14 protein-coding genes are annotated in these 15033 nt (G+C 72.8%); 6 read left to right on the top strand and 8 right to left on the bottom strand.

Annotation, left to right across the window (positions count from 1 at the left end; genetic code table 11):
- Positions 1-116: 116 nt before the first annotated feature.
- Positions 117-1181, top strand: a complete 1065-nt coding sequence (locus ACZ64A_RS10535) for a tryptophan dimethylallyltransferase family protein (RefSeq protein ID WP_469809551.1) — start codon at positions 117-119, stop codon at positions 1179-1181.
- Between the two features lie 61 nt (positions 1182-1242).
- Here ACZ64A_RS10535 and ACZ64A_RS10540 read toward each other — a convergent pair whose 3' ends face one another.
- The 4 genes from ACZ64A_RS10540 to ACZ64A_RS10555 all read right to left on the bottom strand — a co-directional run bounded on the left by ACZ64A_RS10540 (position 1243) and on the right by ACZ64A_RS10555 (position 5088).
- Complete coding sequence (locus tag ACZ64A_RS10540) at positions 1243-2526, bottom strand: flavin-containing monooxygenase (protein ID WP_469809552.1); 1284 nt, start codon at positions 2524-2526, stop codon at positions 1243-1245.
- 508 nt (positions 2527-3034) lie between these two features.
- Positions 3035-3391 (bottom strand): MazG-like family protein, encoded by a 357-nt coding sequence (locus tag ACZ64A_RS10545; RefSeq protein WP_469809553.1) that lies wholly within the window; start codon positions 3389-3391, stop codon positions 3035-3037.
- 26 nt (positions 3392-3417) lie between these two features.
- On the bottom strand, positions 3418-3966 hold the full coding sequence (locus ACZ64A_RS10550; protein ID WP_469809555.1) for a DoxX family protein: 549 nt from the start codon (positions 3964-3966) through the stop codon (positions 3418-3420).
- A 351-nt stretch (positions 3967-4317) separates the two neighbouring features.
- The gene (locus tag ACZ64A_RS10555) at positions 4318-5088 is read right to left on the bottom strand and encodes an SDR family oxidoreductase (protein ID WP_469809557.1); all 771 of its coding nucleotides are present in this window, start codon (positions 5086-5088) and stop codon (positions 4318-4320) included.
- A 284-nt stretch (positions 5089-5372) separates the two neighbouring features.
- Here ACZ64A_RS10555 and ACZ64A_RS10560 point away from each other — a divergent pair, with 284 nt between their 5' ends.
- From ACZ64A_RS10560 to ACZ64A_RS10580, 5 genes are all read left to right on the top strand, one after another.
- A complete protein-coding gene (locus ACZ64A_RS10560) occupies positions 5373-6683 on the top strand; it encodes a multidrug effflux MFS transporter (protein ID WP_469809558.1) in 1311 nt (436 codons plus the stop codon).
- Positions 6641-7828, top strand: a complete 1188-nt coding sequence (locus ACZ64A_RS10565; RefSeq protein WP_469809560.1) for a serine hydrolase domain-containing protein — start codon at positions 6641-6643, stop codon at positions 7826-7828. The genes ACZ64A_RS10560 and ACZ64A_RS10565 overlap by 43 nt, the downstream gene beginning before the upstream one ends.
- Positions 7829-7840: 12 nt before the next feature.
- Positions 7841-8836, top strand: a complete 996-nt coding sequence (locus ACZ64A_RS10570) for a small ribosomal subunit Rsm22 family protein (RefSeq protein ID WP_469809561.1) — start codon at positions 7841-7843, stop codon at positions 8834-8836.
- Between the two features lie 80 nt (positions 8837-8916).
- On the top strand, positions 8917-9534 hold the full coding sequence (locus ACZ64A_RS10575) for a TetR/AcrR family transcriptional regulator (RefSeq protein ID WP_469809563.1): 618 nt from the start codon (positions 8917-8919) through the stop codon (positions 9532-9534).
- 115 nt (positions 9535-9649) lie between these two features.
- The gene (locus ACZ64A_RS10580) at positions 9650-10375 is read left to right on the top strand and encodes a bifunctional DNA primase/polymerase (protein WP_469809564.1); all 726 of its coding nucleotides are present in this window, start codon (positions 9650-9652) and stop codon (positions 10373-10375) included.
- A gap of 265 nt (positions 10376-10640) precedes the next feature.
- Here the strand turns inward: ACZ64A_RS10580 and ACZ64A_RS10585 are convergent, their stop codons facing one another.
- The 4 genes from ACZ64A_RS10585 to efeO are packed head-to-tail and all read right to left on the bottom strand — an operon-like array spanning position 10641 to position 14898.
- Positions 10641-11651, bottom strand: coding sequence for an SCO2278 family lipoprotein (locus ACZ64A_RS10585; protein ID WP_469809565.1), 1011 nt, complete (start codon positions 11649-11651; stop codon positions 10641-10643).
- On the bottom strand, positions 11602-12483 hold the full coding sequence (gene efeU, locus ACZ64A_RS10590) for an iron uptake transporter permease EfeU (RefSeq protein WP_469809566.1): 882 nt from the start codon (positions 12481-12483) through the stop codon (positions 11602-11604). Before efeU ends, ACZ64A_RS10585 begins: the two co-directional genes overlap by 50 nt.
- 4 nt (positions 12484-12487) lie before the next feature.
- Entirely contained in the window at positions 12488-13741 is a 1254-nt protein-coding gene (gene efeB, locus ACZ64A_RS10595) for an iron uptake transporter deferrochelatase/peroxidase subunit (protein WP_469809567.1), read from the bottom strand.
- A 14-nt stretch (positions 13742-13755) separates the two neighbouring features.
- A complete protein-coding gene (gene efeO / locus ACZ64A_RS10600) occupies positions 13756-14898 on the bottom strand; it encodes an iron uptake system protein EfeO (RefSeq protein WP_469809568.1) in 1143 nt (380 codons plus the stop codon).
- Positions 14899-15033: the final 135 nt, after the last annotated feature.

Consider the following 15033-nt stretch of genomic DNA (forward strand, 5'->3'; position numbering starts at 1 on the left):
AAGTCGTGGGACACATACCCGACGACGCCGTACTCAGACAACGCCCCCGAGCGACCGACCCCCCGATACCCGCCCCCGTCGGCGGGTATCGGCATGAAAGGGACGGATCCGGCACCGTGGGCGAGCGCACGACCGGCCAGCTGAGACGGCTCGCCGCCGTCGTGGGACTGGACCCGGACGACACCGACGCCTACGCCGAGGGGCTTCGCGCCCTGCTGGGCCCGGTGGCCGAGCGGTCCCTGGACCTGCCGCCGCCGTCGGCCACCTTCCTCTCCGACGACCACTCCCCGGTCGAGTTCTCCCTCTCCTTCACCCCCGGCGCGGCCCCCGTGCTGCGTGTCCTGCTCGATCCAGGCTGTGGCGCAGGCAGCCTGGCCCGGGCGGGGCGCGTCGGCCTGGAGGCCGTCCGTGCGATGGCCCGCCGCTGGAACTTCCGCACCGACCGGCTCGACGACCTCGCCGATCTGTTCCTGCCGTCCAGGATCGAGGGACCGCTGGCCCTGTGGTGCGCGCTGGAGCTGCGCCCGGGCGGTGTCCCGCAGGTCAAGGTGTACCTCAACCCGGGGGCCCGGGGCGCCGGCACGGCCGCCGCCACCGTCCGCGAGGCGCTGCGCCGGCTCGGTCACGGCAAGGCGTACGACGCGCTGCCGCCCGCCGACCGGCCGCTGTTCTTCGCTCTCGACCTCGGCGACTGGGCGGAGCCCCGGGTGAAGGTCTACCTCGCCCACCACGGCCTGACCGCTTGTGAAGCCGGCGGCCTGTCCCGGATGCTGCCCGGTCCGACGCCGGCGAGCATCGAGGAGTTCTTCGCGCTCGCCGGCGGCACGGACGCCCGGCTGGACCGGCGCCCCGGCCAGTCCTGCCACGCCTTCACCGACACGGCGTCGGGCCTGCCCAGCGGCTTCACCCTGTACATCCCGGTGCGGGACTACGTCGCCCACGACGGCGAGGCCCTGGCGCGGGCCCGGGCACTGCTCACGCGTTACGGCATCGACCCCGCGCCCCTGGCCCGCTCGCTGTCCGCCGTCACCGACCGCCCTCTCACCGACGGAGTGGGCCTGGTCGCCTATCTGGCCCTGGCCCACCAGCACGGCCGCGCGCCCCGCGTGACCGCCTACCTCTCCTCGGAGTGCTACCGCGTGCGGCCGCCGGCCGCCGCGTTGGCCGAGGCCGCGTACTGACCCCTGCACGCAGCGGCTTCCCCGGTGGTGGCAGGCATCGCCGGGGACGTCGCCGTGCTGCTCAGGCGTGCCCCAGCTCGCGCAGATAGGCGCCGACGTCCACCTGGACGGAGGCGCCCTCCCGGTTGCCGTACCGCTCGGCGATCCTGGTGAGGTGGGCGTCGATCTCCTTGCGCATGACGTCCTCGGCCGGCAGGGACGACTCGCCGTCCACCAGCCGCGCCACCCAGCGGGCCTGCGCCTCCACCAGCCGTGTGATCGAGCCGACGGGCCGGATCAGGCCGACGAAGTACAGCCCCGGATGCCCCGGCGCCACGATCCGCTGGTACAGCTCGACCACGCCCCGCTCGTCCGCCGGGCAGCCGGCCGGCAGGAACGGGAAGGCCATGCGGAAGCCGGTGCAGTACACGACCGCGTCGGCCTCCACGCTGCTCCCGTCGGCGAAGACCACCCGGTCGCCGTCCAGGGAGTCGATCGCCGGCTTGGGGACGACGGCGCCGTGCCGGATGCGGCTGAGGATCTCGTCGGAGATGGTCACGGCCGACGAGAAGAGGGCGTGATCCGGCTCCGGCAGGCCGTAGTCGGAGAGCTTCCCCCGCGCCACCAGCAGCGCGTTCTCCACGAACTGCCGCTGTTCGGGGAAGGACATCGCGGTGAACCACGGCGCCTCGGCGATGAGGTCCACGGACATGCCGAACAGCTGCTTGGGGATGATGTGCAGCCCCCGTCGCACCGACAGCCAGGTCTTCCGGGCGTACCGGGACAGGTCGGCGGCGATGTCGACGGCGGAGGCGCCGAGCCCCACGACGACCGCACGACGGCCGGCGAAGTCGCTGCCGTCCCGGTAGTCCATGGAGTGCAGAATCGATCCGCCGAAGGTGTCGGCGCCGGGCGGCAGTTCCGGCATGGCCGGCAGGGTGTTGTGTCCCGAGGCGACGATCACCTGGGAGAACACCCTTTCGGTCGTCCCGCCGGAGTGCCGGGTGCGCACGACCCACCCGCCGCTGCCGTCCGGTCGCACCGAGAGCACCTCGGTCCGCAGCTCGATCCGGGAGGTGAGTCCGGCCCAGTCGGCGAAGCGGCGCAGATAGGCGGCCACGTCACTGTGCCGGGGGTAGAGGGGCAGCTCCGCCCCCATCGGGAAGTCGGCGTACCCCGTGAGTTCCTTGGCGCTGTTGAGATGGAGGGCCATATAGGCCGGCCCCCGCTCACCCGCACCCGGCTGGCGCCAGATCCCCCCGACGTCCGGCGCCTTCTCCACGCACACGAAGTCGACGCCACGGGCGTTGAGCGCGTGTGCGGCCGCCAGTCCGGACAGACCCGCACCGATCACACACACGCTCACGCCTCCCCCCACACCGTCACCACAGATCGTTTTCGCACGGCCAGTGACTGCCCATCGAACACTTGCGTCACACCGGCGACAGCGTGGTATACGCCACTAGGGCCTGTCGTTTGGATCATCCCGGCGTCGCGGGGTCGGGCACGCACTCCCCCTAGCTCTTCGAGCAGGGGGGACCCCCAGCCGCGTTGTCGTCGGTTGCCAACTCCCCCTAGCTCTCCGAGCAGGGGGGACCCCCACCGCGTTGGCGCCCTCCTCCGCCTTGCAGCTGCACGCACCAGACCCCGCTCGGGTCGGCCGAGACGCACCGCAACTCGAGGCCGGCCTGATCCAAACGACAGGCCCTAGGGGGTGTCTCGCCGATCACGCCGGGCTCGCGACGCCTGGCACCGCACCTCGCCGCGTTGTCGTCAGTCGCCGATGCTCCGCATCGACTCCCTCCTCCGCCTTGCGATGCACGGCACCAGACGCCGCTCCCTGATCCGGCCTGATCGACGAGACACCCCCTAGCTCACGACGCCCCTTGTGCCCCTCGCGTCGGCTCGCTCGCGAGGGACCGCCGGCGTACCCGCTCCAGATGCCCCGCGAACACCTCCCGGGCCTCGGGCGTCAGCGTCCGCAGCGCCACCAGCGCGGTGATGACGACGTCACACAGCTCGGCCCGGACGTCGTCCCAGGTGTGACTGGCCCCCTTGCGCGGGTTCTGCCCTGTCGCCCCGATCACGGCCTGGGCGACCTCGCCGACCTCCTCGGACAGTTTGAGCACCCGCAGCAGCAGCCCGTCCGGGCCGTCCTGGGGGCGCCGCTCCTCCAGCCAGCCCCACAGCTCCTCGACGGTGCCCCACAACTCCACGTCCCGCTCGCTCATACGAGGAGACTGCCATGCGGGGCGGTCTACTCGTCCTCGAACAGCGCCTCCTGCTCGCCCTCCCGCTGCCGGCGCAAGTGCCTCACCCGGGCGCCGATGACGACGGCGGTGCCGGCGGCGGCGGTCGCGAAGGCGACCGGCACCATCCAGCCCCGGTTCACGCTGTGCCCGAGCACCGCGTCCAGGGAGATCCGTCCGGGCCCCGTGACGGCGAGCCCGGCGGCCGTCAGCCCGAGGGAGGCCGCGTACTCGTAGCCGCCGCTCTGGGCGAAGAAGCCGTTGGGGGCGTGCACGGCGGCCGCACCCGCCATCGCCCCGGCCGCGGAGGCTCCTGCGGCCGGTGTGGCCAGTCCCAGCGCCAGCAGCACCCCGCCGCCGGACTCGGCGAGCCCGGCCGCCATCGCGCTGGCCTTGCCGGGCCGGTACCCGACGGACTCCATGAACTGTCCGGTGCCCTCCAGGCCGTGCCCGCCGAACCACCCGAACAGCTTCTGCGCCCCGTGCGCGACCAGCACCCCGCCGGTCCCCAGCCGAAGCAGCAACAGCCCCAGATCACGTCGATCGAACGTCGTCACGGTCACTCCCTGAGCCCACGAGAAACGGCCCCCCTCCCACGGTGGCACGGAGCGCCTCTCCCCACCTGCGCGAGCGTCCGTTCGGGTACCGGGGGGCTTCCCGCAGGCGAAATCACGGCAGCCGCCCCACCCGCACCGTCGTGCGTCCCTTGAGGACGCACCCCCCCGGTGCCGTGGGACGGCTGCCGCCTCCCCCCTCGCCATGGCTTGCGGCCCTGACGGCGGAACCATCGTGCTCCAAATGTGAAGCTCCGATGGAGGAAAGTTGAGCATACGTCCACCATCGGCCGCAATGCCACGGACCTTCAAATTCCACTTGTGCCCGTCAGGAGCCTGACGCCCCGGCGCCTCTCAACCCCGCCCCACATACGGCATCGTCGTGGCCAGCACCGTCGCGAACTGCACGTTCGCCTCCAACGGCAACTCCGCCATGTGCCGCACCGTGCGCGCCACATCGGCCACGTCCATCACCGGCTCCGCGACCACGTCCCCGTTCGCCTGCAGCACGCCCGTCTGCATACGGGCCGTCATGTCCGTCGCCGCGTTGCCGATGTCGATCTGCCCCACCGCGATCCGGTACGGCCGCCCGTCCAGCGACAGTGCCTTCGTCAGCCCCGTCAAGGCGTGCTTCGTCGCGGTGTACGGCGCCGAGTGCGGCCGCGGCGCATGCGCAGAGATGGAGCCGTTGTTGATGATCCGTCCGCCCTGCGGCGTCTGCTCCTTCATCTGCCGGTACGCCGCCTGCGCGCACAGGAACGCCCCGTTGAGGTTCGTGTCCACCACGTGCCGCCAGGCGTCGTACGACAGTTCCTCCACCGGCACGCCACCCGGCCCGAACGTGCCGGCGTTGTTGAAGAGCAGGTCCAGCCGCCCGAACCGCTCCACGGTGGCGGCGAACAGGGCGGCCACGGACCCGGGCTCCGTCACGTCCGTCCCGACGGCGAGCCACTCGCCGTCCGGCACCAGCGCCCCCGTCTCCTCCAGCGCGGCCACGCGGCGCCCGGCCAGGGCCACCGCCCACCCCGCGCGCATCAGCTCGACGGCGACCGAGCGCCCGATCCCCGACCCGGCGCCGGTCACGACCGCGACGCCGCGCCGTCCGGTGTTTCGTTCAGCGTTCATGGTCCCGAAGCGTAGACAAAGGCCCACACTCCGAAACCGGCCTTCCGCCATCCGAACATCCTGCCCGGCGAAGCCGTCACCCGGGCAGGCGCACCGGCCCTCACACCGAGGCGAGTTCCGCCTCACCCGTGAGGTCTCCCGTCTCCCGCCGGTCGCGAGGATGCCCCACCGCACGCCGTCCGCCGTCGTACCCGCCCCACCCTCTGTTGCGTCTTCAAGCAGTCCGTCCGAGCTGAGAGCATAGGTGCCGATCCGTCGCCGAGGGAGTTCGAAAGGGAGGGCGCATGCCCGAGGGAGGGGCCCCGATACCCGAGGCCGCACAGCCGGCCGCCGGCGAGGCCGCCACCGGCAGCGGCGGCAATCCGGCCGCCCGCGCGGCGCAGCGCCGCACCGGCTGGCTCGTCACCCTCGTCCTGGGCGGTCTGACGGCCACACCGCCCCTCGCGATGGACATGTACCTGCCGTCGTTGCCGGCGGTGACCCGGTCCCTGCACGCGCCCGCCGCGACCGTGCAGCTCACCCTCACCGCCTGCCTGGCCGGCATGGCACTGGGCCAGCTCGTCGTCGGCCCCATGAGCGACCGGTGGGGCCGCCGCCGGCCCCTGCTGACCGGCCTCGCCGTCTACGTCGTCGCCACCGCCCTGTGCGCGTTCGCACCGAACGTGGAGACACTGGTCGCCTTCCGGCTGGCGCAGGGCCTCGCGGGCGCGGCCGGCATCGTCATCGCCCGGGCGGTCGTGCGCGACCTGTACGACGGCGTCGCCATGGCCCGGTTCTTCTCCACCCTCATGCTGATCTCCGGCGTCGCCCCGATCGTCGCGCCGCTCATCGGCGGGCAGATCCTGCGCGTGACCGACTGGCGGGGCGTGTTCGTCGTCCTCACCGTGGTCGGCGTGCTGCTCGGCGCCCTGGTCCTCACACGGCTGCCGGAGACCCTCCCGCCGCCGGACCGCCACGCCGGCGGCGTCGGCGAGGCGCTGCGCTCGATGCGCGCGCTGCTGGCCGACCTGCCCTTCACCGGTTACATGCTGGCCGGCGGGTTCGCCTTCGCCGCGCTGTTCGCGTACATCGCGGCCTCGCCGTTCGTCGTGCAGGAGATCTACGGCGCCTCCCCGCAGACCTTCAGCCTGCTGTTCGGGCTGAACTCCGTGGGTCTGGTCGCCGTCGGCCAGCTCAACGGCAAGGTGCTGGTCGGCCGGGTCGCGCTGGAGAAGGTCCTGGCGGCGGGCCTCACGGTGGTCGTCCTCGCCGCGGCCGCGCTGCTGCTGATGGCGACGGGCACCTTCGGCGAGGTGGGCCTCGCACCGGTCGCGGCCGCCCTGTTCGTGCTGATGTCCGCGATGGGCGTCACCCTGCCCAACACCCAGTCCCTGGCCCTGCTGCGCACCCGGCACTCCGCCGGCTCCGCCTCCGCGCTGCTCGGCACGTCCTCCTTCCTGGTCGGCGCGATCGCCTCCCCGCTGGTGGGGATCGCCGGTGAGCACACGGCCGTCCCCATGGCCGTCGTCCAACTGGTGGGAGCGGTGGTGGCGATGGCCTGCTTCATGGGAATGTGCCGTCCCTGGAACACACGTGCGGAGGGAGCAGGGAACTGAGCGCGCCGAGACTGCGCAGGGACACCCCGGAGAAGGCCTGCCTCGACCCCGAGGAGCTGCGCCGCCTGGTCGCCGACGTCCACGCCCTCACCGCGGGGCGGCGGCCCTGGGCGGCGGGCGCGGTCGTGGTCGCCGGGCGGGGGCCGGTCGTCGCCGTCGAGGAGGCGGCGGGCTGGGCCCTGCGGTACGCCGCCTACGACCCGGAGACGGACAGCGGCGTCGAACTGCCCGAGCCGGACCGGGTGGCGATGACCGTGGACACCCCGTTCGACCTGGCCTCCCTGACCAAACTCTTCACCGCGGTCGCGGCCGTGCAGCAGATCGAGCGCGGCACCCTCGGCATCGACGCCAGGGTCGGCGCCTACCTGCCCGACTTCCGGGCGGCCGCCGACCACGGCATCACGGTACGGCAGCTGCTCACGCACACCTCCGGCCTGCGCCCGGAACTGCCGCTGTACGACTGCGCCAACGACGCCGAACGCCTCGGCCTGCTGCGCGCGGAGGCGCCGGCGGCACGGCCCGGCGGCTACGCGTACTCGGACCTGAACATGCTGCTCCTGCAGCACCTGCTGGAGAGGCTGACCGGACGCACCCTGGACGTCCTCGTCCGTGACGGCATCACCCGTCCGCTGGGCATGACGGCGACCGCCTTCGGCCCGTGCCCCGGCGCCGCGGCCACCGAGGACCAGCGCCGCCCCTGGGCCAAGGCGGACCGGGGCCTGCTGCGCGGGGTCGTGCACGACGAGAACGCCTGGGCGCTGGGCGGGGTGGCGGGCCACGCCGGTCTCTTCTCCACCGGCCACGACCTGGCCGTCTTCTGCCGCACCCTGCTCGCCGGCGGCTCCTACGGCCCGGCCCGCATCCTCGGCCCCGACTTCGTGGAGCTGCTGCTGACCCCGCCCGGTCTGGGCTTCGCCGTGGACCAGCCGTGGTTCATGGGCGCCCTGGCGGGCCACGGCGCGGCCGGCCACACCGGCTTCACGGGAACGTCCCTGGTCCTGGACCCGGCGACGGACACCTTCCTGGTGCTGCTGGCCACCACGGTCCACCCCCGCCGCCGTACCCCGGACAGCCGCCCGAGAGCGGCCGCGGCCACCCGCCTGGCCCGGGCCGTCCGGGCGACGAAGGGGCACGCCGGAACCTGAGAGAATGCCCGGGTGAACGCCCCCGTCTCCTCCTCCCCGGCCGAAACCCTGCGCACCACCCTCGCGCACCTGCTCGACGGGCTGCCGCCCAGGCAGGCCGCGCAGGCCGTGGAGCGGCTGATCGCCCACTACCGCGGGGCCACCCCGACGGACGCGCCGATCCTGCGCGACCGCGCGGACGTGGCCGCGTACGCCGCCTACCGCATGCCGGCCACGTTCGAGGCGGTGCGCGCGGCGCTGGAGGCGTTCGCCGAGGCCGCCCCGGACTGGGCGCCGGGCAGCCACACCGACGTCGGCGGCGGCACCGGCGCGGCCACCTGGGCCGTCACCGCGACCTGGTCCGGTGAGCGTCCCGTCACCGTGCTGGACTGGGCCGAGCCCGCCCTCGCCCTCGGCAGGGAACTGGCCGCCGCCCACCCCGGCCTGCGCGCGGCCCGCTGGCAGCGCGCCCGCATCGGCGCCGCCCTGACCCTGGAGCCGACCGACCTGGTCACCGTCTCCTACGTCCTCAACGAGCTGACGGCCGCCGACCGGACCGCCCTCGTCGACGCGGCGGCCTCGGCCGCCCAGGCCGTCGTGATCGTGGAGGCCGGCACCCCCGACGGGTACCACCGGGTGCTGGAGGCCCGCGACCGGCTCGTCGCGGCCGGCTTCCGCATCGCCGCGCCCTGCCCGCACAGCGCCGCCTGCCCCATCGCGCCCGGCACCGACTGGTGCCACTTCTCCGCGCGGGTCAGCCGCTCCTCCCTGCACCGCCAGGTCAAGGGCGGCTCCCTGCCGTACGAGGACGAGAAGTTCGCCTACGTCGCCGCCACCCGCTTCCCGGTGACCCCGGCGCCCGCCCGGGTCGTACGCCGCCCGCAGATCCGCAAGGGGCAGGTCCTGCTGGACCTGTGCGAGAGCGACGAACAGCTGCGCCGCACGACGGTCACCAAGCGGCACGCGGACCTGTACAAGGCGGCCAGGGACGCCGACTGGGGCGACCCCTGGCCGCCGCCGGGGGAGTGACCGCGGACGGGCCGGCGCGGCCGCACGCGGGCCCCGCGTCGGCGAGACGCGCCGTCTTGTCTACCTGGTAGGTTGCGCCCATGGCCACCCGCAAGCCCACCCCCGACACCAGCCGCCGCAGCGAGAAGTCCCGGCGCGCGATCTACGACGCCGCGCTCGCGCTCGTCGCCGAGGCCGGCTACCCCAAGACCACCGTCGAGGGGATCGCCGCCCGCGCCGGCGTGGGCAAGCAGACCATCTACCGCTGGTGGTCGTCCAAGGCGGACGTCCTGCTGGAGGCGTTCCTGGACCTCACCCACCGCACGGCCGAGGCGGCCGGCCAGGAGCCCTACGCCATCCCCGACACCGGCGACCTCGCCGCCGACCTCAAGGGCGTGCTGCGCGCCACCGTCGACGAACTGCTCGACCCCCGCTTCGACGCACCCGCCCGCGCCCTGACCGCCGAGGGCGTGGTCGACGAACAGGTCGGCAGGCAGTTCATCACCCACCTCCTCGAACCGCAGCTCCAGCTCTACGTCGACCGCCTGCGCGCCGCCCAGACCGCCGGCCAGGTCCGCCCCGACCTCGACCCGCGCATCGCCCTGGAACTCTTCGTCTCCCCGCTCGCCCAGCGCTGGCTGCAGCGCACCGGCCCGATCACGCACGCCTACACCGACACCCTGGTCGACTACGCCTTGTACGGCCTCGCCCCGCGCTGAGCGTGTGCGGTACGTCTCGTCCCCGGTACCCGGGATGTCCGCACAGGCCCCCCGATGCACCGGATGGTGGGACCATAGGGCATGCTGTCGGCACCACAGCGAGGCGAGGGGATAGATGAGCGCGGAGTTCGGCGGTCCGATGAGCCTGAGGGGCAAACTCACCCAGTGGCTGCGGGGACGCGGCCCGGAACAGGCCGCCGACGAAGGCGGCCGTGAGGCCCTGCTGCTCGCCGCGGCCCGGGCCGGACTGCCACTCGCGCCCGCCGCGCACCCGGCGCCCGGCTACCGCTGCTCCTGCGACCGCGTGGGCTGTCCCACCCCGGCCCGGCACCCGGTCTCGTTCGCCTGGCAGACGCAGTCCACGACCGACCGCTCCCAGATCGAACGCTGGGCCCGCCACCAGCCGCAGGCCAACTTCATCACCGCGACCGGCATGGTCCACGACGTGCTGGACGTCCCCCTCCAGGCCGGGCTGGAGGCCCTGGAGCGGCTCCAGTCGCAGGGCGTGGACGTCGGCCCGGTCGCCCGGAGCGACGACGGCCGCATGCTGTTCTTCACCCTCACCCGGGGCACCCCCGAGGACGAGGACGAGTGGTGGCCGTGCGAACTGGACTGCCACCCCGAGACCATGGACGAACACCCCGGCCTGCGCTGGCACTGCCGAGGCTCCTACGTCCTGGTGCCGCCCGCCCGCCTCCCCGGAGACGACGGCGAGTCGGTCCACTGGCTCCGCGGCCCCGAACACCCCCTCCCCGACCCGCTGACGCTCCTGGAAGCCCTCACGGACGCCTGCGCCCGCCACACGGGCCAGGACCCGGCCCCCTGGCCCCTGCGCCACTGACGCCTCCGGCGACGAGGAACCCGAGCGAACCCCGCAGGCGCCCCCGCTCCCGAGGAACGCCGCAGGCGTTCCAGGGGCGCGGGGAACGGCGCGAGCAACCACGACGAGACCCGCACGGGCTGCCGCAGGCACTCAGGGGCGCGGGGAACGGCGCGAGCAGCCACGACGAGACCCGCACGGGCTGCCGCAGGCACTCAGGGGCGCGGGGAACGGCGCGACCGGGCCACGACGAGACCCGCACAGGCCGCCGGCAGGCACCCCGCTCTCAACTCCCTTGCGCCGACGTCATCCCCTGAGTGCGCCCCAGCACGCTCACCGCGGACCGGCCGGAGGCCTTCGGCGGGTCCAGCGCGACCTCGTTCGACACGAACTCCATCGTCAGCGACTGCTTGATCTCCCCGGACGTCAACGCCAGCACGTCCGGGCCGGGGTTCGGCACCGTCACCCCGGGCGCCGCCGTCTGCTTCTGGTAGTGCCGCGTGGTGAAGAACACCAGCGCACCCCCGTCCGCCGTACGCAGCGCGAGCGGCGCGTAGTCCCCCCGGGCCAGCGGCGTGTCGATGTACTGGTTCGCCAGCCCCGGCCGCCGCGCCTGCTTCTCGCGCGCCGCCCGCCACACCGTCGTGTGCGGCCCGGCCGCGAACCCGTCGCCGCCGCTCTTGAGGTAGGTGGTGTACCGCCGGCTCAACGACGCGGGCGGGGCCGCCAGATCAGCGGCATCGGCGTCCACGGCCTCGGCGAACCCGTCCGCGTCGGTCTTGAACCGCGGCACGCTGTCCGGCTTGGCCAGCGTCAGATACGCCACCTGCCACGGCTCGTTCTGATCGTGCCGCAGGAACACCAGCAGCCACCGCAGCTTCTCCGCCCGGTTCCCCCGCGCCTGCGCCACGAACCACCGCGGCCAGCCCGCCTTCTTCGGGATCGTGTACGTCACGTCCGACAGCACCAGCGGCGTGTGCTCGGAGTTGCCCTGCGGACTGTTCGCGTGCCGCGCCTTGAGCCGGGCCGCGTCGATGTCACCGAACGCCCCCGTCGTGAAGTCGGCGTCCTGGGAGGCGTCGTAGGCCTTGTCGGCCCTGTTGTACGCGGTCGTGAACTGCGTCAGCGCCTTCGCGGCCTCCGCCTGCGTGGTGGTGGGGAGCACCTCGCGCTCCCCGTGCACCACCACGCATCCGCTCGCACTCAGCGCCAGCGCGGTCAGCGAGGCCGTCGTCAGTGCGGCGCGCTCACGCCTGCGAAGCCGTCGACGGCTGGGAACCCTTGTCTCCCGAGTCATTGGGCTGCTTCACCTTCCCCTTCCCGGAGGCGAACCCTACCGGGGCGAAGAAGACGGCGAGCGTCGGGATCAGGTACAGCAGCCACACCGTGACCTGGAGGACCGTCGGGTCGGGCTGGAAGTTGAACACGCCCTTGAGCAGCGTGCCGTACCAGCTGTCCGGCGGGATGGTGGAGGAGATGTCGAAGGCCAGGTTGTTCAGCCCCGGCAGCCAGTCGGCCTCCTGCAGATCGTGGAAGCCGTACGCCAGCACACCGGCGGCGACGACGACCAGCATGCCGCCGGTCCAGGTGAAGAACTTCGCCAGGTTGATCTTCAGCGCGCCCCGGTAGAACAGCCAGCCCAGGAACGCCGCCGTGGCCAGGCCCAGCGCGACACCGATCAGCGGGCGGGGCGTGCCGTCGGAGGCGGCGTGCACGGACGCCCACACGAACAGCGCGGTCTCCAGGCCCTCCCGGCCGACCGCGAGGAACGCGGTCGCGACCAGCGCGCCGGTGCCCATCCGCAGCGCCGCGTCCAGCTTGCCGTGCAGTTCGGACTTCAGATGCCGCGCGGTGCGCCGCATCCAGAACACCATCCAGGTCACGAGGACCACGGCCAGGACGGACAGCGAGCCGCCGAGCGCCTCCTGCGCCTGGAACGTCAGTTCCTGCGAGCCGAATTCGAGGACGCAGCCGAAGCCGAGCGCGATGGCCACGGCGATGGCGATGCCGGTCCAGATGGGCCGGATCGCGTCCCGCCGCCCGGTCTTGACCAGGTAGGCGATGAGGATGCAGACCACCAGGCTGGCCTCGAGGCCCTCGCGCAGCCCGATCAGGTAGTTGCTGAACATCGAACTACGCCTCCTTGGAGAACAGCGTGCGGCCCCACCAGTCGCCGGCGTCCTTGACCCCGGGCGGGATCGCGAAGACGGCCGAACCCACGTGCTGGGTGTACTCGTTGAGCGCGTCCATGCGCGAGAGGTTGCGCTGGACGGGGATGAACCCCTTGCGCACGTCGCGCTGGTAGGCCAGGAAGAACAGCCCGGCCTCCAGCCGGCCGAGACCGTCGGTGCCGTCGGTGAAGGAGTAGCCGCGGCGCAGGATCGTCGCCCCGTTGTTGGAGTCGGGGTGCGCGAGCCGCACGTGCGCGGTCGGCTTCATCGCCTTCAGGAACGGCTCGTCGTGCTCCTTGGCCTTGCCGACGGGCGCGCCCTCGCGCTTGTCGCGGCCGAAGACGTCCTCCTGCTCCTGCAGCGAGGTGCGGTCCCAGGTCTCGATGTTCATCCGGATGCGCCGCGCGACCAGGTACGACCCGCCGGTCATCCAGTCGGTGCCGTCACCCTCGCCGACCCACACGAACTTCTTCAGCCGGTCGGTCTCGGTGCCCGCGATGTTGCGGGTGCCGTCCTTGAACCCGAAGAGGTTGCGCGGGGTCTGCGCGCCGGGCGTCGTCGACGACGTCTTGCCGAAGCCGAGCTGGGACCAGCGGATGGCGACCTTGCCGAAGCCGATGCGGGCGAGGTTTCGGATGGCGTGCACGGCGACCTGCGGGTCGTCGGCGCAGGCCTGGATGCACAGGTCGCCGCCGCTGCGGGCCTTGTCCAGGTTGTCACCGGGGAACTGCGGCAGGTCGACCAGCGCGGCGGGCCGCTTGTCCTTCAGACCGAACTTGTCGAACAGGGACGGGCCGAAGCCGATGGTGAGGGTGAGCCGGGACGGCTTCAGGCCCAGTGCCTCGCCGGTGTCGTCCGGCGGGGCCTCGGCGAGTCCGCCGTAGGCGCCCTCGCCGACCGCCTTGCCGGCCGTCATCCGCCGCGCGGCCTCGGTCCAGTCCTTCAGCATCTGCTCGAACTCGGCGCGGTTGGCCGTGGTGACGTCGAACGCGGCGAAGTGCAGCCGGTCCTGCACGGGCGTGGCGATACCCGCCTGGTGGGCGCCGTGGAAGTCGACGGCGCCGCCCGTGTCGGCCGCTGCCGGGTCCATGTCGTCGGAGCGGGTCACCGCGACGGCACCGCCGGCCACCGCGGCGCCGAGCGCCAGCCCGGCCCCGCCCCAGCCGATGAGCGCGCGCCTGCTGGGCGCCTTGGCTCCGGTCTCCGTGTCCGTCATCGCTGCTCCTCGGGTCACTTCGCGACGGCGGCGGCGAGCTTGGACAGCGGCTCCGCCAGGGCGTTCACGGCGTCCGACAGCTGCTTGCGGTCACCGGCGCCGACCTTGTCGTAGGAGGTGAAGTCGTACGACTGCTGGTCTGCGCGGTACTTGTCCAGCAGCGTGTTCAGCGCCGCGAACTGCTGGTCCAGTTCGGCGGTGAGCGCCTTGTCGTTCTGCTGAGCCACCGGCTTGAGCAGCTCGTAGGACTTCTGCGCGCCCTCGACGTTGCCCTTGAAGTCGACCAGGTCGGTGTGCGAGTAGCGCTCCTCCTCGCCGGTGACCTTGCCGGTGGCGACCTCGTCGAGGAGTTCCTTGGCGCCGTTGGCCATGGAGGTCGGGGTGATCTCGGCGGTGCCGACCCGCTTCTGCCAGTCCTTCAGGTCGGTGACGAGCTGATCGGCGAGGGTCTTCTCCTCGGGGCCGATCTTCCCGCCCTGCCACAGCGCCTTCTCCAGGCGGTGCCAGCCGGTCCACTTCTGGCCGGGCTCCAGGCCGTCCTCACGGACGTCGACCTTGGGGTCGATGTCACCGAAGGACTCGGCGACGGGTTCGGTGCGCTCCCAGCCCAGGCGGGAGGGCGCGTACGCCTTCTTGGCCGCCTCCACGTCACCGGCCTTGACCGCCTTCACGAACGTCTCGACCTTGGGCAGCGTCTCGTCGGCCTGCTGCTGCGCGTAGGTGCGGTAGGCGGCGACGGCCTGGTCCAGACGCGGGTCGCGCTTGGCGGTGGTGCCGCCGCCGGTGACCGTCAGGGTCTGGCGGATGCCCTTGCCCTTCATGCCGGGCTTGCAGGCGATCCGGTACGTGCCGGCCTTCACCTCGGCGGTGACCTTCTGCCTGGTGCCGGGGCCGATGTTCTCGCGCTCGGCGACGACGCGGTCGTCGGGGAAGAGGACGTAGACCTCGGTGACCTTGGAGCCCTTGTTCTCGACGGAGAGCTCGACGTGTCCGGCCGGGACCTTCGTCTTGGAGACCTCGCACTTGTCGTCCGTCGCGGTCACCTGGATCGCACCGTCGCCGCCCTTGGCATCGTTCTTCTGGGCGCAGCCGGTGACGGCGGCCAGAGCCGCCGCGGAGGCGACGGCGGCGGTGACGGTCAGTCTGGCGGCTCGCATGCGGGGCTCCTGGGCGGTGGCTGAAAACGTCGTGTCGGGCCCCACGAGGTTGGTGAGGCTCGCCTAACTTAACCGAGGCTTACCTGTGCGGCGTACTCGCATGCAGTGATTCACCTCTCATGGACGCTGTAAGGG

Source organism: Streptomyces sp. NPDC104814 (assembly GCF_055583185.1).

Excerpts from the sequence above, each read along its gene's own strand:
- efeO (WP_469809568.1), bottom strand. The coding sequence starts at position 14,898 with ATGCGAGCCGCCAGACTGACCGTCACCGCCGCCGTCGCCTCCGCGGCG.
- ACZ64A_RS10545 (WP_469809553.1), bottom strand. The coding sequence starts at position 3,391 with ATGAGCGAGCGGGACGTGGAGTTGTGGGGCACCGTCGAGGAGCTGTGG.
- ACZ64A_RS10560 (WP_469809558.1), top strand. The coding sequence starts at position 5,373 with ATGCCCGAGGGAGGGGCCCCGATACCCGAGGCCGCACAGCCGGCCGCC.
- ACZ64A_RS10585 (WP_469809565.1), bottom strand. The coding sequence starts at position 11,651 with ATGACTCGGGAGACAAGGGTTCCCAGCCGTCGACGGCTTCGCAGGCGT.
- efeU (WP_469809566.1), bottom strand. The coding sequence starts at position 12,483 with ATGTTCAGCAACTACCTGATCGGGCTGCGCGAGGGCCTCGAGGCCAGC.
- ACZ64A_RS10575 (WP_469809563.1), top strand. The coding sequence starts at position 8,917 with ATGGCCACCCGCAAGCCCACCCCCGACACCAGCCGCCGCAGCGAGAAG.
- efeB (WP_469809567.1), bottom strand. The coding sequence starts at position 13,741 with ATGACGGACACGGAGACCGGAGCCAAGGCGCCCAGCAGGCGCGCGCTC.
- ACZ64A_RS10580 (WP_469809564.1), top strand. The coding sequence starts at position 9,650 with ATGAGCGCGGAGTTCGGCGGTCCGATGAGCCTGAGGGGCAAACTCACC.
- ACZ64A_RS10555 (WP_469809557.1), bottom strand. The coding sequence starts at position 5,088 with ATGAACGCTGAACGAAACACCGGACGGCGCGGCGTCGCGGTCGTGACC.